The sequence below is a fragment of the Hydrogenophaga sp. GW823-FHT04C09 genome (assembly GCF_058796355.1).
Genome location: NZ_JBXAIO010000010.1, coordinates 73,090 through 92,889 on the forward strand (window position 1 = coordinate 73,090; position 19,800 = coordinate 92,889).

Annotated in this window: 19 protein-coding genes; 18 read left to right on the plus strand and 1 reads right to left on the minus strand. The window is 70.0% G+C overall.

All coding sequences use genetic code 11. The annotated features are described in order from the left end of the window. The first annotated feature begins 28 nt into the window (after positions 1 to 28). From AC1Q9M_RS22965 to AC1Q9M_RS22990, 6 genes are all read left to right on the plus strand, one after another. Complete coding sequence (locus tag AC1Q9M_RS22965; RefSeq protein WP_291121743.1) at positions 29 to 619, plus strand: hypothetical protein; 591 nt, start codon at positions 29 to 31, stop codon at positions 617 to 619. A 131-nt stretch (positions 620 to 750) separates the two neighbouring features. Continuing rightward, complete coding sequence (locus AC1Q9M_RS22970) at positions 751 to 1,410, plus strand: hypothetical protein (protein WP_382153060.1); 660 nt, start codon at positions 751 to 753, stop codon at positions 1,408 to 1,410. Further along, positions 1,407 to 1,868, plus strand: a complete 462-nt coding sequence (locus AC1Q9M_RS22975) for a hypothetical protein (protein ID WP_382322273.1) — start codon at positions 1,407 to 1,409, stop codon at positions 1,866 to 1,868. The genes AC1Q9M_RS22970 and AC1Q9M_RS22975 overlap by 4 nt, the downstream gene beginning before the upstream one ends. A 7-nt stretch (positions 1,869 to 1,875) precedes the next feature. Beyond that, on the plus strand, positions 1,876 to 2,694 hold the full coding sequence (locus tag AC1Q9M_RS22980; protein ID WP_382322274.1) for a COG1470 family protein: 819 nt from the start codon (positions 1,876 to 1,878) through the stop codon (positions 2,692 to 2,694). Between the two features lie 8 nt (positions 2,695 to 2,702). Then, entirely contained in the window at positions 2,703 to 4,679 is a 1,977-nt protein-coding gene (locus AC1Q9M_RS22985; protein WP_382322275.1) for a hypothetical protein, read from the plus strand. An 85-nt stretch (positions 4,680 to 4,764) separates the two neighbouring features. Continuing rightward, positions 4,765 to 5,232, plus strand: a complete 468-nt coding sequence (locus AC1Q9M_RS22990; protein ID WP_382328024.1) for a hypothetical protein — start codon at positions 4,765 to 4,767, stop codon at positions 5,230 to 5,232. 126 nt (positions 5,233 to 5,358) lie between these two features. Here AC1Q9M_RS22990 and AC1Q9M_RS22995 read toward each other — a convergent pair whose 3' ends face one another. Next, positions 5,359 to 5,787 (minus strand): helix-turn-helix domain-containing protein, encoded by a 429-nt coding sequence (locus AC1Q9M_RS22995; RefSeq protein WP_382153045.1) that lies wholly within the window; start codon positions 5,785 to 5,787, stop codon positions 5,359 to 5,361. Between the two features lie 352 nt (positions 5,788 to 6,139). Here AC1Q9M_RS22995 and wbaP point away from each other — a divergent pair, with 352 nt between their 5' ends. The 12 genes from wbaP to AC1Q9M_RS23055 are packed head-to-tail and all read left to right on the plus strand — an operon-like array spanning position 6,140 to position 19,791. Continuing rightward, complete coding sequence (gene wbaP / locus AC1Q9M_RS23000; RefSeq protein ID WP_382322278.1) at positions 6,140 to 7,726, plus strand: undecaprenyl-phosphate galactose phosphotransferase WbaP; 1,587 nt, start codon at positions 6,140 to 6,142, stop codon at positions 7,724 to 7,726. Continuing rightward, positions 7,726 to 8,706: a GDP-L-fucose synthase gene (gene fcl, locus AC1Q9M_RS23005; RefSeq protein WP_382322279.1), complete on the plus strand. Its 981-nt coding sequence runs from the start codon at positions 7,726 to 7,728 to the stop codon at positions 8,704 to 8,706. Before wbaP ends, fcl begins: the two co-directional genes overlap by 1 nt. A gap of 19 nt (positions 8,707 to 8,725) precedes the next feature. Continuing rightward, positions 8,726 to 9,877 carry a GDP-mannose 4,6-dehydratase gene (gmd, locus tag AC1Q9M_RS23010; protein WP_382322280.1) on the plus strand — a complete coding sequence of 384 codons (1,152 nt, stop codon included), beginning with the start codon at positions 8,726 to 8,728 and terminating at the stop codon, positions 9,875 to 9,877. A 20-nt stretch (positions 9,878 to 9,897) separates the two neighbouring features. Further along, positions 9,898 to 11,241, plus strand: a complete 1,344-nt coding sequence (locus AC1Q9M_RS23015; RefSeq protein ID WP_492435934.1) for a lipopolysaccharide biosynthesis protein — start codon at positions 9,898 to 9,900, stop codon at positions 11,239 to 11,241. After that, positions 11,238 to 12,833, plus strand: coding sequence for a GMC oxidoreductase (locus AC1Q9M_RS23020; protein ID WP_444687707.1), 1,596 nt, complete (start codon positions 11,238 to 11,240; stop codon positions 12,831 to 12,833). The genes AC1Q9M_RS23015 and AC1Q9M_RS23020 overlap by 4 nt, the downstream gene beginning before the upstream one ends. Then, a complete protein-coding gene (locus AC1Q9M_RS23025; protein WP_492435937.1) occupies positions 12,830 to 13,765 on the plus strand; it encodes an aldo/keto reductase in 936 nt (311 codons plus the stop codon). The genes AC1Q9M_RS23020 and AC1Q9M_RS23025 overlap by 4 nt, the downstream gene beginning before the upstream one ends. After that, positions 13,762 to 15,027: an O-antigen ligase family protein gene (locus tag AC1Q9M_RS23030; protein ID WP_492435939.1), complete on the plus strand. Its 1,266-nt coding sequence runs from the start codon at positions 13,762 to 13,764 to the stop codon at positions 15,025 to 15,027. Before AC1Q9M_RS23025 ends, AC1Q9M_RS23030 begins: the two co-directional genes overlap by 4 nt. Further along, positions 15,024 to 16,136, plus strand: a complete 1,113-nt coding sequence (locus AC1Q9M_RS23035; protein ID WP_382322285.1) for a glycosyltransferase — start codon at positions 15,024 to 15,026, stop codon at positions 16,134 to 16,136. The genes AC1Q9M_RS23030 and AC1Q9M_RS23035 overlap by 4 nt, the downstream gene beginning before the upstream one ends. Further along, entirely contained in the window at positions 16,133 to 17,287 is a 1,155-nt protein-coding gene (locus AC1Q9M_RS23040) for a polysaccharide pyruvyl transferase family protein (protein ID WP_382322286.1), read from the plus strand. Before AC1Q9M_RS23035 ends, AC1Q9M_RS23040 begins: the two co-directional genes overlap by 4 nt. Before the next feature lie 5 nt (positions 17,288 to 17,292). Next, positions 17,293 to 17,856, plus strand: coding sequence for an LbetaH domain-containing protein (locus AC1Q9M_RS23045; RefSeq protein ID WP_492435942.1), 564 nt, complete (start codon positions 17,293 to 17,295; stop codon positions 17,854 to 17,856). Continuing rightward, positions 17,849 to 18,805 (plus strand): nitroreductase family protein, encoded by a 957-nt coding sequence (locus AC1Q9M_RS23050; RefSeq protein WP_492435944.1) that lies wholly within the window; start codon positions 17,849 to 17,851, stop codon positions 18,803 to 18,805. The genes AC1Q9M_RS23045 and AC1Q9M_RS23050 overlap by 8 nt, the downstream gene beginning before the upstream one ends. Before the next feature lie 11 nt (positions 18,806 to 18,816). Beyond that, positions 18,817 to 19,791, plus strand: a complete 975-nt coding sequence (locus tag AC1Q9M_RS23055) for a glycosyltransferase family 2 protein (protein ID WP_492435946.1) — start codon at positions 18,817 to 18,819, stop codon at positions 19,789 to 19,791. Positions 19,792 to 19,800: the final 9 nt, after the last annotated feature.

A 19,800-nucleotide genomic window follows, 5' to 3' on the forward strand; every position in this document is an offset into this window, starting at 1 on the left:
ACTTCTGCACCGTCCTGAAGGAAACGTCGTGAAAAAAGCCCTGTTGCTCCAATCCGCCCTGGCGCTGGCCTTGGCCACCCCGCTGATGGCTTCGGCCGAATCCCAGCTCGTCACCGGCGCGGGCAGCGCGGTGGCCCGCCTGGACTTCCGCGTGACGATTCCCCGGGTGCTGTTCCTGGCCGTGGGCACCGGTGCCGGCGCCTTCGCGACCAACACCACGATCGACACCGTGACCTTCGACTACACCAGCAACCCGGCCGCCGTCGGCACGGGTGCGACCGCCGGCGCGGTCACCGGCAACGTGGTGCCGGTCCGCGTGGTGGGCAACAACGGCCAGGTCACCCTGGCCGCGTCCACCACCGGCGCGCTGACCAACGGCACGGCCGACACCATTCCCTGGTCCGAGATCTCGGCCACCAGCAACCTGGCCGCGCTGCCCAGCCCGGCCATTCCGAACACCGGCGCGGGCGCGGCCTCCAACGTCACGCTGTCTTCGGGCACCAAGATCACCGACCGCACGGCCAACTGGACCTTCAGCTACGCCAACTCGGCCGTGGTGGCACCCGGCACCTACGGCACGACCAACGGCCGCGTGACCTACACCGCCTCCATGCCCTGAGTCTGCGCGGCAGACCTTGAGAGGGCGGCCCCACCGCCGCCATCGGCCTCCCGGAGGGTTTGCCCCGTGCAACCCTCCGTCGCCATTTCAGGCGCCAAGCTTTTTCGGACAGCCACGGTCAGCCAGACACCATGAAGCGCACGACAACCCGATCCAGCCAGGCCCGCCTCGCGGCGGCCGCCGGCCTGGCTTTGTTGTGTCTGGCGGAAATGGCCGCCGCGCACGCCTGGTCGCTGACGATCACCTCCGGCAGCCGCCGCCTGTTCCTGCACGTGGGCAACGGCGCCATGAGCGGCACCAGCGGCACCTTGAATGGCACGGCCGGCACCAGCGGGCCCGTCAACCTGGTACAGGTCACCGTGCCGGCGGCGCAGCTGGGCAATGGCACGGACCTGGCCATGACCAGCGACAGCACGCAGTCCACCAGCCTGTACGCCGACGGCTACACCACCTGCCCCACGCCCGCCAGCCAGGTCATGGTGGGCGCCGGCTACCGCCGCAACAGCGGCTCGGCCAACGCCACACTCACCGTCTCCTCGCCCACCAGCCTGACCAACGCGGGCGGCGACACCATTCCCTTCACCGAGATCAGCTGGACCGTGTCGGCCCCGGGCAGCGGCGCGCCCAACGTGATCCCGGCCGGCACCTTCAACGGCGGCACGCAGACGCTGGCGACGGTCCCGGGCAACACGTATTTCGAGAACTGCCACTCCTACGTCTACGCCAACAACGCGGTGCGGGCAGCCGGCACCTACAACGGCCGGGTGACCTACACCCTGAGCAGCCCATGACGGCTTTCCGACGCTTCGCCCTGGCGACGCTGTGTGGCCTGCTGACCAGTACCGCCTGGGCCAACCCGCACCGCCTGGACGACTCGCTGAGCCACACGGTGCCACCCAACGTGCAGATGCAGTGGCTGCCCCTGAAATCGGGCCAGCCCTTCGCGGGCGGCATGGAAGCCTGGCTGCGCGTCAACATCCGCATCGACACGCGCGACTGGATCGGGCGCAGCGGGCGCATCTACATGGTGCTGCCGCGCGACGAGGCCTCCACCGTGGAAGCGGTCTGGACCACCCAGGGCCGCCTGCAGGCGGGCCGGCTGGTGTCGGGCGAGCGCGCGCTGGTGCATGCCGGCCCGATCACCACCCCCACGCTGGAAGACCAGTTGCAGGTGCGCCTGCGCTCGAACGCCGACTGGCAGTCGAACAGCCGCCGCCTGAATTTCCATTTCGAACTGGATGCCGACTGATTCCGCCATGCGCCCTGCATTCCTGAGCCTCTTTCGCTGCCCCGCCCTCGCGCTGGGCGCCCTCGCCCTGGCCAGCGCCTCCCACGGCGCGTTCGCGCAGGGCTTCGCGGCCTACATCACGCCCCCGCGCTTCGAGGTGCAGGTCGCGCCCGGTCAGAACCTGCGCCAGGTGGTGGAGATCCAGCACGTGGGGCAGCAAAAAGGCAACTACCGCATCTACACCAACGACTGGACCTTCCTGCCCGACAACTCGGTGGCCTTCAGCGACGCGCTCGCCGCCGACAGCTGCCGGCCCTGGGTCGCGGTCGAGCGGCGCGAGCTGACGATCGAGCCCGGCGCGCGCTACCGCTACCGCTTCGAGATCACGCCCCCGCCGGGCACGCCGGCGCGCGAGTGCCGCTTCGCGCTGATGATCGAGGGCCTGGAGCCCGCGCGCGTGCAGGGCGACCTCAATTTCCCCGTGGGTGGCCGCATCGGCGTGATCGTGTACGCCACCATCGGCGACGCCACCCCGAAGCTGGAGATCACCGGCACCCGCGTGGCCCAGGTGGATGGCCAGCCCAGCGCCGTGGTCGAGGTGCGCAACCTGGGCAATGCCCACGGTCGCCTCGAAGGTTTCGTCAACGGCACCGACGCCAGCGGCGCGCGCTTCGAGATGGCGCCGGCCGACCTGCCCATCCTGCCGGGCGAGACGCGGCGCATCGCGATCACGCCGGTCGCCGAGAACGGCAAACCCACGCCCACGGTGCGCTTTCCGCTGACGGTCAAGGGCAACCTCGAATGGGGCAAGAACCGCCTGCCGCTGGACGCGAGCTTCGCTCCATGAGGGGGCTGGTGCCGCGCCCGTCCCATTGCCTGCTGGCGCTCCTGGGTGCATCGACCCCCTGGCTGGCGGCCTGGGCGCAGAGCGCGGCCCCACCTCCCCCCTCCCCCACCAGCGCACCCGCCTACGAAGACCGGGTGATCGAGGGCCTGCCGCCCGAACCGGCGGAGGACGCCGAGGCCTATGCCTACGACCGCCAGGGCTGGCCGCGTTTTCTGCGCCTGGAGACCCGCCTGGGCACCCAGCCCTTCGACGCGGCGCGCAAGACCCGCATCGGCTATGGCATCTACGGCCTGCTGGAGACGCCCAACCACGGCTCCCTCTCCATCGACGGCACCTACGCGCCCAGCGACAGCAGCGGCACGCTCACGCTGCGCCAGCGCGCGATGCCGCTCTCCGGCGGCTGGCTGATGAGCAACGAGCTGGGCGTGATCAACCCGCCCACGCCCGGCATCCTGCGCCTGCCCGCGCGCATCTACCTGCCTTCGGCCATCGTGCAGGGCATCAGCACCGAGTGGGAGAACCCCGGTGCCGGTCTGCAACTGCAGGCCAGCACCGGTGAACCCGGCCGGCTGGACTTCCTCCCGGCCAACGGCTTTCGCAAGCTTCCGGGCCAGCGCACCTCGTTCGGTGGGCAATGGCGCCTCAACGCGGACGGTGCGAACCCCCTGTCCCACCAGGGCTGGACGCTCGCCCTGCAGCACGAGGACGCGCGCAAGGTCTCCAACCTGGACGTGCCGCTGCAGGCCAGCGACATCGTCGACGCCAACTCCACCCTGCTGGCGCTGCGGCACGAAGGTGCCGAGCACCGCATCCAGGGCCAGGTGCTGCGCACCCAGGCCAACAACCTGAACGGCGCGCGCAGCGGCTTCTGGGTCGACGGCGAATGGGACGACGGCCCGCGCCGGCACGGCCTGGGCGCCTACCGGCTCGAGCAGGACCTGAGCTGGGCCAACCTGCCGCTGGCCAACGACCTCGTGGGCGCCTACGCGCGCACCAGCTGGCGCACGCGCCAGTGGTCGGCCGAGGGCTCGGTGGACTGGCTGGACTCGATCAGCGGGCGCAGCGGCAGCGGTTTCTTCGCCACCGGCTCGGCGCGCTGGCGCCTCAACCGCGACCACACCGTGGGCGCCGGCACCACGGTGCGCCGCTTCGACGGCGACGCCTGGAGCAGCTACGGCGACTGGCGCTTCCAGAACGGCTGGGGCCACAGCGGCCTGCGCCTGGAGTTCGTGCACAGCGACAACGAGGCCAACTCGCGCTGGCTGACCTGGGACCAGGAATGGCTGGTGCCGCAGAGCTGGGCCGTCTCCACCAGCCTGGGCACCGGCGCCTACGACGCCTACCAGGGCCGCCCCCGGGAATCGGTCTGGAGCGCCGCGCTCAGCGTGTCCGCGCCGATCACGAACAAGGCCAGCCTGCGCGGCAACCTCAACACCGAACACAGCAACACCGGGCAATCGCGCCACAGCCTCAACCTGGGCGGCCACTGGCGCATCGACCCGCGCTGGAGCGTGGAGGCCAACTACAACCGCTCCACCGGCCGCAGCCGCTTCAACCCCTCGCTGGACCCGCTGGCGCCGCCGCTGGCCATCGTGATCCCCGAGTCGGACCGCTCCTTCTACGCCGTGCTGCGCTACGAGCTCGAAGCCGGCAGCCGCAACGTGCCGCTGGGCGGCCGGGCCAGCGACGGCGGCGGCCGCATCGTCGGTACGGTGTACTTCGACGCCAACCGCAGCGGCACCCAGGAAGCCAGCGAACAGGGCGTGCCCAACGTCACCGTCTACCTGGACAACCGCTACGCCGTGCGAACCGACAGCCAGGGCCGCTTCGAATTCCCCTTCGTGGCCGGCGGCCCGCGCACCGTGAGCGTGCGCGGCGAGACGCTGCCACTGCCCTGGAACGTGGTGGACCAGGGCCAGGCCAAGGTCGACGTGCGCCTGCGGGAAAGCGCCTCTGTCAGCATTCCGGTGCAGCGCAGCGAGTGAACCCGCGCCGGGCATGCCCTTGCGGCGCGCCAGCCTTCCCCGAGCAGGGGTATTAAGTTTGGAGGAAGTGGGCCGATAGTGGGTCATGCCCCCCCACCGCCTCGCCCTCCCCGCACTGGCCGCCAGTGCCCTGATGCTGGTCCCCGCGACCAGCATCGGCGAGAGCGTGCTGGTGCCTCAGGGCAAGGCCGGCGCCTCGCTCGACTTCCGCATCGTCATCCCGCCCATCATGCGGGTCATTGAAAACAGCCACCCCCAACTGCTCGACACCGCCGACGGCAAGGCCAGCGCCGAACAACGCCTGGTGGTGATGTCCAACATGAAACGGGGCTTCTGCGTCTCGCTGCGGCGCGCCGCGCCCCAACTCGGCACCTGGGAGCTGCAAACCGCCCCACAAAGCGGCGTTCAGCTCAGCCCGGTGGCCGACGGCTACCGCCTCTGCGGCACCCGCCCGGGGCAATACACCGTGCTGCTGCAGCACCGCTTCGGCACCGGCGACAGCCGCGCCAACGCGCTTCACTGGCCGGTGCAGACCGACATCTCGGCCATTTAACCGTTCGTCGTGGCCGCTGGTCCACGAAAACGGGTTTCGGGATGTAAACCCCTCATCCGCGCGCAAACGGCCATTCAACAGGTCAATTGCTGCACTGCGCCATTTTGGTCTGCACTTATGACTTGATCACTCCGCCGCGTGCGGTTTGATGCCATTGCGCTGCCACACCCGGCGGATGGTGGTGGCGCCCAGACCCAGGTAAGAGGCCAGCGTGCGCGTGCTCCACTGCGCGGCTTCGGCCGGTTGTTCGTGCAGCGTCGTGCTCACGATATGCGACTCGAGCGCCGACGTCACGCTCGGTGTGCGCCCCGAACGCGGCGCGTCCTGCAGCAGGACCTCGAGGCCGCCTTCGATGAAGCGCCGCCGCCACAAGGCCACCTGCCGCCGATCGAGCTTGACCTCGTCCGCAATGTCCTTGTTCTGCCAGCCCTGCGCCGCCAGCAGGATGACGCTGGCGCGCTGCTTCACGCGGGCCTCGACCCGCCGTCCCTGGGCCAGCGTGCGCAAGGCACGCTCGGTTTTTGCATCCAGCTCGATCGCTTCGGCCACTCGCATCGCTTCACCTCCTGGCGCATTGTGAGTCCGCTCAAAAACATAAGTTCCATCAATTAAGGCGCACACCCCTCGCACGGCACTTGGCCTCGCATCGAAGCAAGGTTCAGTCCTACACAAGCCTCGTGGCTTAACTCAAAGCTCGTTACATCTCGCGCTTTTTCGTGGCCTAAAAAGAAAAGGCGAACGCAGCGCTGCATGCCTGCGAACCGTCAACGAACCCAGGGAGTGCACCTATGCCGTGCTTCAGTCACCCGTTATTCCTGTGCGCCGCGCGCGCTTTCCGAGTGCATTCCATGCACCGGCATGGGGCCCCGCCATCGGCCCGTTCCATCTTCAGCGGGCGCTGACTGACATGGCCCGCGCGCGCACCCATCCCCGGGAGAGGCCGTCACCCTCGCCCGCGCCCACCGAAGCCGGCCCGGGCGTCGTCGTCCCGCTCTACAACGAACACGACCTCGCCCGCAGCCTCACCCCCTGGGCCGATCTCGCGCGGCGCCAGCAGAAGGTCAAGGCCTGGCTGGTGCTCACCGATCTGTGCGTGCTCGCGCTGTGTTTCGTGGCGGGCCGCCTGCCCGCGTGGCTGCGCGACGAGATCAGCCTCTCGCAGGCCATGAACGTGTGGTGGGCCGCCAATGGCCACCTGCGCCTCACGCTGTTCGCCGCGGTCGCGCTGACCATGGTGAGCTGGATGTGGACCGTGCAGGGCCACTACTCGGCGCACCGCCGCAAGCCCTGGTGGGACGAGACCCGCCAGCTGATCCAGGTGATCGTGCTCGCGGCCTTGCTCGATGCCATGGTCATCTACCTCGCCAAGTGGCCGCTCTCGCGCCTGTGGACCGGCGCCACCTGGGGCCTGGTGCTCGTCCTGCTGCCGCTGTCGCGCCTGGCCGTGCGCCACGGGTTGCTGCGCGCGGGCCTGCTCGCGCAACCCTATGTGCTCATCGGCCACCCCGACGACGTGGAGAAGGCCGCGGCCGCCCTGGCCAGCGAGCCGCTGCTGGGCTACAAGCCGGTGGCCGTGGTCTGTCCCGACCCCGGCGCGCGGCTGGTCCAGCTCGGCGGCGGGCACGTCGCCGCACCGACCGCGCTGACCCCGGGCGTGCGCGAGTTCCTCGCCCGGCCCGGGCCCCACCAGCTGGTGGGCGTGCTCGGCATCCGGGACAACAACTGGCTGCGCGAACTCGCCGAGGAGCTCATGCTCACGCGCGACGACCTCGTCATGGTGCCCGCGCTCGGCGGCCTGCCCATCTACGGCATGGAGGTCTCGCACTTCTTCAGCCACGACGTGCTGCTGCTGCGCGCGCGCAACAACCTCAACCGGCGCGGTCCGCAGGTGCTCAAGCGCGCGCTCGACATCGTGGGCGCCACCGCCCTGCTGGTGCTGCTCGCACCGCTGTTTGCCTGGGTCGCCTGGCGCATCAAGCGCGACGACGCGGGGCCCGCCTTCTTCGTGCAGAAGCGCGTGGGCGTGGACGGCCAGCTGTTCGACTTCATCAAGTTCCGCAGCATGGTGATGGACGCCGACGGCGCCCTGGAGCGCTGGAAGACCGAGAATCAAAAACTCTACGTGCAGTACCTGGCCAGCAACTTCAAGCTCGCCAACGACCCGCGCATCACGAAGATCGGCCGCCTGATCCGCCGCACCAGCATCGACGAGCTGCCCCAGCTCATCAACGTGCTGCGCGGCGACATGAGCCTGGTCGGCCCGCGCCCGCTGCTGGCGCGCGAACTGGACGAGTACGGCAAGAGCATCGCCGCCTACGGCAAGGCCCGCCCCGGCATCACCGGCCTGTGGCAGATCAGCGGCCGCAGCACCAGCACGTTCCAGCACCGCATCAACATGGACCTCTGGTACGTGCGCAACTGGTCGCTCTGGTACGACCTCGTGATCATGCTGCGCACCGTGCGCGTGGTCCTCAGACAAGAAGGAGCCTGCTGATGAACACCCCTGACACCATTTACGTCGCCGGTCACCGCGGCATGGTCGGTTCGGCCATCGTGCGGCAGCTGCGTGCGGCCGGCCATCCCGCCAGCCACATCGTCACGCGCACGCACGCCGACCTCAACCTGACCGACCAGGCCGCCGTGCGCGCCTTCTTCGCGCGCACCAAACCGCAACAGGTCTACCTCGCCGCGGCCAAGGTCGGCGGCATCCACGCCAACAGTGTGTTCCCCGCCGACTTCATCTACCAGAACCTCATGATCGCGGCCAACGTGATCGAGGCCGCCTTCTGCAACGGCGTGCGCAAGCTGCTGTTCCTCGGCTCGAGCTGCATCTACCCCAAGCTCGCGCCGCAGCCCATGAGCGAGCACGCCCTGCTCACCGCGCCGCTGGAAGCCACCAACGAGCCCTACGCCGTGGCCAAGATCGCCGGCATCAAGCTCTGCGAAAGCTACAACCGCCAGTTCGGTGCCAGCCACGGCGTGGACTACCGCAGCGTCATGCCCACCAACCTCTATGGCCCGGGCGACAACTACCACCCCGAGAACAGCCACGTCATCCCCGCGCTGATCCGCCGCTTCCACCAGGCCCGGATGGCGGGCACGCCCGAGGTCGCCATCTGGGGCAGCGGCAAGCCGATGCGCGAGTTCCTCTACGTCGACGACATGGCCGCCGCCTGCGTGCACGTGATGAACCTGGCCAAGGCCGACTACGAGCAGCACACCCAGCCCATGCTCAGCCACATCAACGTGGGCTCCGGGTCGGACCTGACCATCGCCGAGCTCGCGCACAGCGTGGCCCGCATCACCGGCTTCGAGGGCGGCATCCGCTTCGATGCCAGCAAGCCCGACGGCACGCCCCGCAAGCTGATGGACAGCAGCCGCCTGCACAGCCTGGGCTGGCAGGCCAAGGTCGATCTCCCCGCCGGCCTGGCCCTTACATACCAGGACTTCCTGCAGCACGCCGCCGCCCACTGACCTTCGCGAGCCCAACACCATGACCCAGAACCCGCCCATCCCCCACACCCAGCCCAAGGTCGCGCTCATCACCGGCGTCACCGGGCAGGACGGCTCCTACCTCGCCGAGCTGCTGCTCGAAAAGGGTTACATCGTGCACGGCATCAAACGCCGCAGCAGCCAGTTCAACACCCAGCGCGTGGACCACATCTACCAGGACCCGCACATCGACGACGCGCGCTTCCACCTGCACTACGGCGACCTGAGCGACACCAGCAACCTGATCCGCATCGTGCAGGAGACCCAGCCCGACGAGATCTACAACCTCGGCGCGCAAAGCCATGTGGCGGTGAGCTTCGAAAGCCCCGAATACACCTCCGACGTGGACGGCCTGGGCACGCTGCGCCTGCTCGAAGCGATCCGCATCCTCGGGCTGGAGAAGAAGACCCGCTTCTACCAGGCCAGCACCTCCGAGCTCTACGGTCTGGTGCAGGAAATCCCGCAGAAGGAAAGCACGCCCTTCTACCCGCGCAGCCCCTACGCCGTGGCCAAGCTCTACGCGTACTGGATCGTGGTGAACTACCGCGAGGCCTACGGCATGTACGCCTGCAACGGCATCCTGTTCAACCACGAATCCCCGCGCCGCGGCGAGACCTTCGTCACCCGCAAGATCACGCGCGGCCTGGCCAACATCGCCCAGGGGCTGGAGCCCTGCCTCTACATGGGCAACCTGGATTCGCTGCGCGACTGGGGCCATGCCAAGGACTACGTGCGCATGCAATGGATGATGCTGCAGCAGGCACAACCCGAAGATTTCGTCATCGCCACCGGCGTGCAGTACAGCGTGCGCCAGTTCATCGAGATGAGCGCGCGCGAGCTGGGCATCACCCTGCGCTTCGAGGGCCAGGGCGTGAACGAACAGGCCATCGTGCAGGCCGTCGAAGGCGACAAGGCGCCGGCGCTGCGGCCGGGCCAGGTGATCGTGAAAGTGGACCCGCGCTACTTCCGCCCGACCGAGGTGGAAACCCTGCTGGGCGACCCGGCCAAGGCCAAGAACACGCTGGGCTGGGTGCCCCGGATCGCACTGCAGGACATGGTGACGGAGATGGTGGTCTCCGACCTGGCCGACGCCCAGCGCCACGCCCTGCTCAAGCACCACGGCTACGCCGTGGCCGTCTCCAGCGAACACTGAGCACCCCGGTGCCGATCCCCATGTCCGCCCCCTTGCGCACCGCCCCCACCCGCCGCGCGTCCATCGCGCGCCGCATGGCCTCGGGCGCGGGCGCCTACGGTTATGCGCAGGCGGTGAGCATCGGCACGCAACTGGTGGCCTTGCCGGTCTTCCTCCACCATTGGGACATGGCCACCTACGGCTACTGGCTGGCCCTGACGGCACTGCCCTTCTACCTGTCGATGGCCGACGCCGGCATCTCCACCGCCTCGTGCAACCGGATGATCGGTCTCATCACGCAGGGCCAGAAGGCGCGCGCGGCCGGGGTGTTCCAGAGCGCCGTGGCCTTTCTGCTGAGCGTCTCGCTGCTGGCCCTGCTCGCGGTGGGCGCCGCGCTGCTGCTGTTGCCCGACACCACCTTGCAGGCGCCGCAGTGGAAGGCCGTGCTCATGCTGCTGTCCCTCAGCGTGGTGCTCAGCCTGTTCTGCAGCCTGGCCGAGGTGGTCTACAAGGCCACCGGCGGCTACGCGGCGGGCACCTACCTCGTCACCACCGGGCGCCTGGTCGAATGGGCCGGTGGCCTGGCCGGTCTGGTGCTCACGCAGACCTTCATCGGCGTGGCCAGCTCGGCCCTGCTGGCCCGGCTGGGCTACACGGCGCTGAGCATCGGCCTGAGCCAGCGGCGCACCGATTTCCTGCGCTGGGGCGTGGCGCGCGCCAGCTGGGCCGACGTGCGACAGACCGCCGCGCCGGGTGCGCTGTTCTTCTCGATCTCGATGACCAACGCGCTCAGCCTGCAAGGTTTCACCCTGCTGGTGGCGGCCACGCTGGGCCCCGCCGCCACCGCCGTGTTCAACACCTACCGCACCGTCGCCCGGGTCGTGGTGCAGGTCACCAACGCGCTGAGCAACCCGCTCTGGCCAGAGCTCACCGCCCTCAAAGGCCAGCAGGACTACCACGCCTTCTGGAAGCTCTACCGCCGGGCCAAGCACCTGGGCCTGCTCATCGCCGCCGCGGGCGCGCTGCTGGTGTACCTGGTGTCGCCCTGGCTGCTCGAGGTCTGGACGCACGGCCAGATTCCCTTCACCGCCACCAGCATGGCGCTGTTCCTGCTCTACGCCGCCGTGTGCTCGGCCACCCAGGTCCCGCGCGTCGTGCTCATGTCCATCAACCGCCATGCCGGCCTGGCCGCGCAGAGCCTGATGGCCGCCGTGGTCTCGCTGGTGGTGGCCTGGCTGGTCTGGCGCAGCGCCGGCATGACGGGCGTGGTGGCCGCCATGGTGCTGGGCGAGGCCCTGGTCTGGCTCACCGCCACACGCGCCGTGCGCCGCCTGCACCGCCAGCACCGGCTTCAGGGCCCGCCGGCCACAGGGGTCGCCGCATGATCATCGACCTGAACCACGCCCCGCCACCGGAGACCGCGCAGGACGTCGTCATCGTCGGCGGCGGCACGGTGGCCCTGTTGCTGGCCGTGCTGCTCGAGCGCCAGGGCCAGCGCGTGACGGTGCTGGAGAGCGGCGGCGGCGGTTTCGAAACGCCGGCCCAGGCGCTCAACGACGCCACCGTCGTCGGTCGGGCCCACAGCGGCATCGCCGTGGCGCGCGGGCGCGCGCTGGGCGGCACCTCCAACCTCTGGGGCGGCCAGCTCACCGGCTTCGTGCCCTCGGATTTCGAGGCCCGCGCCGGTGTGTCGGACGCGCCCTGGCCCATCACCTACGAGGAACTGCTGCCCTGGTACGAGGCCGTGGCCAAGGAACTGCGGCTGGCCGACGCGCTCGACGAGCACACGCCCCAGGCGCGCAAGCTCTTCGGCGGCGGCTACCCCGACATTCCCGGGTTCACGCTGTTCCTCACGCGCTGGCTCAAGGAGCCCGCCATGGCGCGCCACTTCCGCGAGCGCCTGCAGAACGCGCCCAAGCTCACGGTGCTGCTGCACGCCCACGCCACGGGCCTGGACCTGTCGCCCGACGGCGAGCGCGTCAGCACGGTCCGCGTGGCGCGGCCCGACGGCAGCCTCACCGCCATCGCCGGCCAGCGCGTGGTGCTGGCCAACGGCACCATCGAGATCGCCCGCCTGCTGCTGGCCAGCGCTGCCGAGCAGCCTCAGGCGCCCTGGGTCGGCAACCCCTGGGTGGGCGCCGGCTTCCAGGACCACCTGGAAATGCGCGGCGGGCGCGTGCACCCGCTGGACAAGCCGCGCTTCCTGCGCACCTTCCAGAACATCGTGCTCGGCGGCCACAAGTACCAGCCCAAACTGCGGCTGGCCAGCGCCGGCGCGGGCGCCCTCGCCGCCGACCCGGCGCTGCAGGTCACCGGCTATTTCGCGTTCGAGTCCAGCATCGCCGAGCACCTGCAGCACCTGAAGGTGATGGCCAGGTCGCTGCGGCGCGGCGCGCTGCCGCGCCAGGGCCTGGGCGAGCTGTTGCGCCACCTGCGCGGCATGGGCAGCGCCTGGCTGCCGATGGTCGTGCAGTACCTGCGGCACCACCGCATCCACAACCCGGCCGACCGCGGCGTCTGGCTCGTCATGCACGCCGAGCAGCTGCCGCGCCACGACAGCCGCATCACCCTCGACCCGCAGCGCAAGGACCGCTTCGGCATGCCGCTGGCCAAGCTGGACTGGCGCATCGGCGGCCAGCCCGAGCTGCGCGCCATGGCCGGCTTCATGCGCCGCATCGGCGACAGCCTGCAGGCGGCCGGGCTGGCGCGGGTGGAGATCGACGCGCTGCTCGCCAACGAGGACGCGCGCGCGCTGGACCAGGCCACCGACACCTACCACCAGTGCGGCGGCGCCCGCATGGGCCACCACGCGCGCGACGGCGTGGTCGACCGCGGGCTGCGCGTGTTCGGCACGGACAACCTCTACGTCGCCGGGGCCGCGGTGTTCCGCACCTCCAGCTACGCCAATCCCACCTTCACCGCCATGGCGCTCACGGCCCGGCTGGCCGAGCAGCTGCGCCCGGAGGTCCCTGTATGAACCTCACCGCCAACGACCTGATGACCCAGCGGCTGGGCTTCGGCTGCGGCCGCCTCAACGGCGGCGCCGACAAGGCGACCTCGCTGCGCCTGATCCACGCCGCGCTGGACCAGGGCATCCGCCACTTCGACACCGCGCCGCCCTATGGGCTCGGCGCGTCCGAATCCGTGCTGGGCGAGGCCCTCAAGGGCCGGCAGGAGGACGTGACCGTGGTGACCAAGGCCGGGCTGGCCCGCCCCGCCTCGCCCGGCCTGATGCAGAAGGCCCGGGCCGTGGTCAAGCCGCTGGCCCGCTGGGTGCCCGGCCTGCGCCAGGCCGTGCTCAAGGGCATGGCCCGGCGCGCCCCCGCCGGCAACTTCGACACCGGGTTCATCGCCCAGTCCTTCGAGGCCAGCCTGCGGCAGCTGCAGCGCGAGCGCGTGGACTGCCTGCTGCTGCACGAGGCGCAGCCGCACCACACGCTGGCCCCCTTGCGGGAGCTGCTCGATCGCTACGTCGCCCAGGGCCAGCTCGGTGCCTACGGCAGTTCCACCGGCGCACCGATGAACCAGCTCGTGCGCTTCGGCGCCGTGTCGCAATACCGCAGCCCGGCCCCGGGCGCCGAGTGGACACCGGTGGCCGCGGACGACGTGCTGCACGGCGCCCTGCGCTTCGTGGCGCCGGCCATCGGGCCCGCGATGGCGCGCGACCCCCAGCTCAAGGCCCGGCTGGCCAGCCTGCTGCCCGAAGGCACCGACCCGGCCAGTGCCACCGGATCGCTCGCCCTGGCCTATGCGCTGGCCCGTTTCGAGAGCCGGCTGCTCATCTCCACGCACCAGCCGCAGCGCCTGACCCGCACCGTCGACGAACTGCGGCACATCACGGCCTCGCCCGAATGGCTGCCCGCCATGTCGGCCCTGCACTGCGCCTTCAAGCGGGCGCCCGCGCCATGAGCCCGCTGCTGCGCCTGCTCTCGCTGTGGCTGCTCGGCCTGGCCGTCTACCTGGGCGGCTGGTACGTGGAAGGCCCGGCGTTCCAGGCCGTGCAGATGGGCTCGGTCGCGCTGTTCATCGGTGCCGGTTTCCTGGCCCTGCTGGCGGGGGACACGCGCCGCATCGAGCTCAGCACCGCCGAGTACATCGTGGGCGGCGCTTTCCTGTTCGCCATGCTGGTGGCCTTCGCGCGCGAGAACACGATGTCGGTCGCATACGGTGCCATGTTCCTGATGGTGCTGGTCTCGGCCGCGGTGCTGGCGCGCCAGCCCTGGGGGCCCAGCGTCGACCAGGTGTTCCGGCGCGTCTACATCGCCCTGATCGCCTCCGTGCTGGTGGTCCAGCCGGCCGACTACCTGACCTCGGTGGTGGGCACGGTCGAGCGCAGCGTGGGGCTGGTGCGCTTCACGCCGCTGGGCATGCACCCCAACCTCGCCGGCCTGGTGTACGGCGGGGGCAGCCTGCTGTTCTTCCAGCACTTCCTCGGCAGCACCCGCGCCCACCAGAAGCTGTTCGCACTGGCGATGTCCGGGCTGTGCCTGAGCATGGTGCTGGCCGCGTCCGCGCGGGCCAGCCTGCTGGCCCTGGGGGTCACGGGCGCCGTCGCCGTGCTGCTCATCGCCTGGCGCGGCTCCCGCCGCGCGCGCACCGCCCTGGGCCTCGCGGCCGTCGGCGCGCTGGCCCTCGGCCTGGCCAAGGCGGGCGCCATCGCCGGCTACCTGAGCACCATCCTGGACCTGGACTCGCCCACGCGCGGCACGGCCTCGGGCGCGACGGGCCGCGAGGACCTGTGGCGCGACGGCATCGAGCTCGTGTTCTCCGACCCGGTGCTGTTCTTCACCGGCCGGGGCGTGCGCGCCGCCGGCCCCGAGGTGATCGGCTTTCCGGTGGAGAGCTCCTACATCAACCTCGCGCTCGAACACGGCGTGGTGCTGGGCGGGCTGATCGCCCTGACCTTCCTGTTCACCGCATGGCGCGCCCTGCGCCGCGGCTTCGACACCGGCGCGATGAACCCGACCCTCTTCCTCTGCGGCTCGATGCTGTTGTTCGCGCTGGTGCAGTCGGTCTTCAACCGCTACCTGATCGCGGTCGGCAACCCCTTCTCGCTGCTGATCCTGTTGCTGCTCCTGCAACTCAACCTCGGCCCGCCCCGGCTTCGCGCCGCGGCCCTTCCTCCATCGCCAGGCCCCGTCCTGCGCCACCCCGCGGGATTCTCACCATGACCTACGTCTTCTGGCATTCCTACCTCATGTTCCACCAGGCCGCGTACATCCGTGCCCTGGCCGAGCTGCCCGGCAACACCGTGCACTGGTGCGTGACGCAGGACCTGCCCGCCTACTACCGCGACCGCGGCTACCCGGTGCCCGACACCGGCCAGGTCCAGGTGCACCGGGCGCCCACGCCGGCCCAGACCGCCGAGCTCGCTTCGTTGCCCGGCTCGGTGCAGGTGTTCTTCGGCCTGCGCGGTTTCGCGCTGCCGCTGGCCGCCTTCCAGGCCAGCCTGGGCGCGCCGGTGCACCGCTTCCTGATGACGGAGAACCGCTACGAGCCGGGCGCGCGCCTGCTGCCTCGCTGGCTGGCCTACACCTGGGACGCGCTGCGCTACCGCCGCCACCTCAGCGGCGTGTTCTGCATCGGCCACTCGGGCCGCTACGGCGGCGCGCGCTTCTTCTCCGCCTGCGGCTACCCCCGCGAGCGCATCGTGCCCTTCGTGCACGTGGTGGACTGCACGCCGGTGCGGCACGCGCCGGTGCGGCGCGGGCACAAGGAGATCCTCTACGCGGGCCAGCTGATTCCGCGCAAGCGGATCGATGTGCTGCTGCAGGCGTTCAGCCAGCTCGCCGTGCCCTCGGCCCACCTGCGCATCATCGGGCAGGGCCAGGAGGCCGCGAACCTCCAGCAGCTCGCCCATGAACTCGGCATCGCCGAGCGGGTGGATTTCTCGCCGGCCCTGCCCAACGCCGAGACCGTCGCGGCCATGGCCGCCGCCGACGTGCTGGTGCTGCCCAGCCGCTTCGACGGCTGGGGCGCGGTGGTCAACGAGGCCTTGATGGTGGGCACGCCGGTGATCTGCAGCAACCGCTGCGGGGCCAGCGACGTGATCGAGAACGGGCGCAACGGCTACGTGTTCGAGGCCGGCAACGCCCGCTCGCTGCGCGAGCGCCTGCAAAGCATCTGCCAGGACTTCCACTGGAACCGCGCCGCGCTGGCGGCCGCCGAGTCCACCCGCCTGGGCGGTGCCGCGGTGGCCGCGCGCTTTCAGAAGAACGTCCTGCGCCTGCTGGCCGCCGAGCCGGCCAGCCTGGCCTGGAAACCGGAGGTGTCCCAATGAACATCGGCATTCTCACCTTCCATTTCAGCGACAACTACGGTGCCGCGCTGCAGGCCTATGCCCTGCGCCGCTGGTTGACGGAGCGGGGCCACCGCGCCAGCTTCATCGACTACCGGCCCGCGCACATCGAGCGCGGCGGGCGCCTCTGCGTGCCCACCTCGCCGGCCAAGCTCAAGGCCGACCTGAAGGTGGTCTACCTGGCGGTGTCCTCGTTCCTCCACCAGCACTTCGGCCACCGGGGCCAGCGGGAGAAGTTCGTGCGCTTCCGGGAACATTTCCTGGGCATCTCCACCGATGCCGCGCCCACGGACAACGGCGCCTCGCTCGCCGCGGCGCAGGCCTACGACCTGATCGTGGCGGGCAGCGACCAGATCTGGAGCCCGTCCCAGCATTTCGGTTTCGACCCGAACTACTTCCTGGCCTTCGCGCAGTCGTTCCGGGCCCGCAAGATTTCATACGCCGCGAGCTTCGGCCGCGACCGCGTGTCCCCGGACGAGGCCGCGCAGCTGCCCGAGCTGCTGCACCACTTCGACGCGATCTCGGTGCGCGAGGCCTCCGGCGCCACGCTGGTCGAGCGCACCACCGGGCAGCGCCCCGCCAACGTGCCCGACCCGACCCTGCTGCTCAACAGCTACGCGGAACTGACCGACCCGGCGCCCACCGCCGGCCCCGGCACCGAGCCCTACCTCTTCTGCTACGGGCTGCGCTCGCCCGACAACATCCGCCAGACCGCCGAGCTCGTGGCCAGCCAACTGAGCTGCCCCATCCTCTCGCCGCACAACCCGCACCGGCGCTGGGTCGAGATCGGCCAGACGGTCTATCCCGATCCGGCCGAGTGGGTGGCCCTGGTCAAGAACGCGCGTTTCGTCGTGACCAACTCGTTCCACGGCACCGTGTTCTCGCTGCTGTTCAAGAAGCCCTTCATCGTGGCCGGGCTGACCGGCGACAAGGCCGCCGCCAATGCCCGCGCCATCCACCTGCTGCGGGCCGTCGGTCTGGAAAACCGTTTCGCGGCGTCGTTCTCGGCGCAGCAGACCGAGGCCCTGATGGCCACGGCGATCGACTGGGCCGCCGTGGACCAGCGGCTGGCGGACCTGCGGCAGGCCGGCAACGAATTTCTGAACGGGCAACTGAAGGCGGTGGCGCCATGAACCCCATGAGCGACTTCGGAGCGCTGAGGTACCGCAACCGGTTCAGCTCCACGGACAAGCTGCGGCGCTGGGCCTGGGAGCTGGTGTGGCTGCTCGGGTTCCGGCCCACGCCGCGCTGGGCCCTGCACGGCTGGCGGCGCTTCCTGCTGCGCTCGTTCGGGGCCCAGGTCGGCACCGGTTGCCGCATCGCGCCCTCGTGCCGAGTCTGGGCGCCGTGGAACCTGAGCATGGGTGAGTTCTCGGCCCTCGGCGACGGCGTGGACTGCTACAGCATGGACCGCATCACCCTCGGCTCCAAGGTCGCGGTCAGCCAGCGCACCTTCCTGTGCGCCGGCTCGCACGACATCCGCTCCCTGTCCCGGCCCCTGATCACCGGCCCCATCACGATCGAGGACCACGTGTGGATCGCGGCCGAGAGTTTCGTGCACCCGAACGTGCTGATCCGGGAAGGCGCCGTCATCGGCGCGCGCTCGGTCGTGACCAAGGAGATGCCGGCCTGGTCCGTCTGCGCCGGCCACCCGTGCCGCAAGCTCAAGGACCGCGTGGTGAAGGAGCGCCACCATGTTTGACAAGCTGCTCAAGGTGGCCGGCATCTTCAGCGAGGCCTTTCGCGACGCCGTGCTGTTCCTGCGCTTCAACTCGTACTCGCCCTTCGTGGACCCGTCCCGGCGCGCGTTCTACAAGATCCTCATCGAGGCCCACACGATCGAGAAGGGCCTGTCCCTGCCGAACCCGAAACCGCTGTTCGGCAAGGACAAGATCCGTTTCGTCATGAACGCGCTGTCGCGCTACGACATCCGGCACTCACCGATTCCCGCCCACATGTCGCTGGGCGCGCTGGACGCCTACGTGAACTTCCACGCCAAGGCGGGCCTGAGCGACCCCTTGCTCGACGAGATCTCGGGCTACCTGAAAGCCTGGGAAGCCAAGCTGCCCAGGCCCTGGAAGGGCGGCACGCGGGACTACTCCTTCCTGGGCCAGCCGCTGAACAACCTGCAGCAGCTGATGGCCAGCCGCTCGAGCATCCGCACGATGCGGTCCACGCCGCTGCACCCCGACCGCATCCTGGAGGCGATCGCGCTCGCGCAGCTCGCGCCCTCGCAATGCAACCGCCAGTCCTCGCGGGTCCATGCCTACCAGGACCCCGCCCTCATCCAGCAACTGCTGGCGCTGCAGGGCGGCTCGCGCGGCTTTGCGGAAACGGTCGGCAACCTGTTCGTGGTGAGTTCGGAGATCTGCGCCTGGGGTGGGCCCGGGCAACGCAACCAGGCCTACGTCGACGGCGCGCTGTTCGCCATGTGCCTGATGTTCGCCTGCCGCTCCATGGGCTGGGGCGCCTGCCCGCTGAACCTGGCGATCGACCACAAGACCGAGGCCGCGATCCGCCGCGCCGGCGGCATCCCGGCGGGCGAGCGGCTGATCATGATGATCGCCTTCGGCGAGCCGGCGGCGCCCGACACCAAGGTGGCTTTCTCGCCGCGCAGGCCTGCGGCGGAAATCGCCACCCTTCACGCCTGAGGAGCCCCCCGATGAACATCACCGCCGTCATCCTGACCTACAACGAAGCCCTCCACCTGGAGCGCGCCATCCGCTCCATCCAGGCGTTCACGGACCAGATCCTGGTGGTCGACTCCGGCTCCAGCGACGGCACAGCCGAGATCGCGCAACGGCTCGGGGCCGAGGTCCACACGCACGCCTTCGTCAACCAGGCCCGGCAGTTCCAGTGGGCGCTCGACACGCTCGACATCCGCGGCGAGTGGGTGCTGCGCCTGGACGCCGACGAAATCATCGAGCCCGACCTCGCGCGGGAGATCAGCGAAAAACTGCCGCAGCTGCCGGCCGAGGTGGTGGGCGTGAACCTCCAGCGCAAGCACATCTTCATGGACCGCTGGGTGCGCCACGGCGGGCGCTACCCGCTCGTGATGCTGCGGCTCTGGCGCCATGGCAAGGGCCGCGTGGAAGACCGCTGGATGGACGAGCACGTGGTGGTCTGGGGCGGGCGCACCGTCACCTTCGACGGCGGCTTCGCCGACCACAACCTGCACGACCTGAGCTACTTCACCGACAAGCACAACAAGTACGCCACGCGCGAGGCCATCGAGGTGCTCAACCAGCGGCTCGGCCTGTTCGCCCGCGACGAGGCGCTCAACGCGCGCAGCGCCTCGTTCCAGGCCTCGTTCAAACGATGGGTCAAGGAGCGTGTCTACAACCGCATCCCGTTCACCGTCAGCGCCACGCTGTATTTCCTGTACCGCTACATCGTCCAGCTCGGTTTTCTGGACGGCCGCAGCGGCCTGGTCTACCACTTCCTGCAGGGCTGTTGGTACCGCTTCCTGGTGGGCGCCAAGGTCATGGAGCTGGAACGGGCCGTGGCCCATCTGCACGACGACAAGGCCGCCATCTGCGCCGAATTGAGCCGACTGACCGGGCACAAGCTGGTGGCCCGAAGCGAGGCCGTGGCGCCCACCGACGTGCGCGACCCGCAGCTCGCCCCCCGACTTTGAAAAGGACCG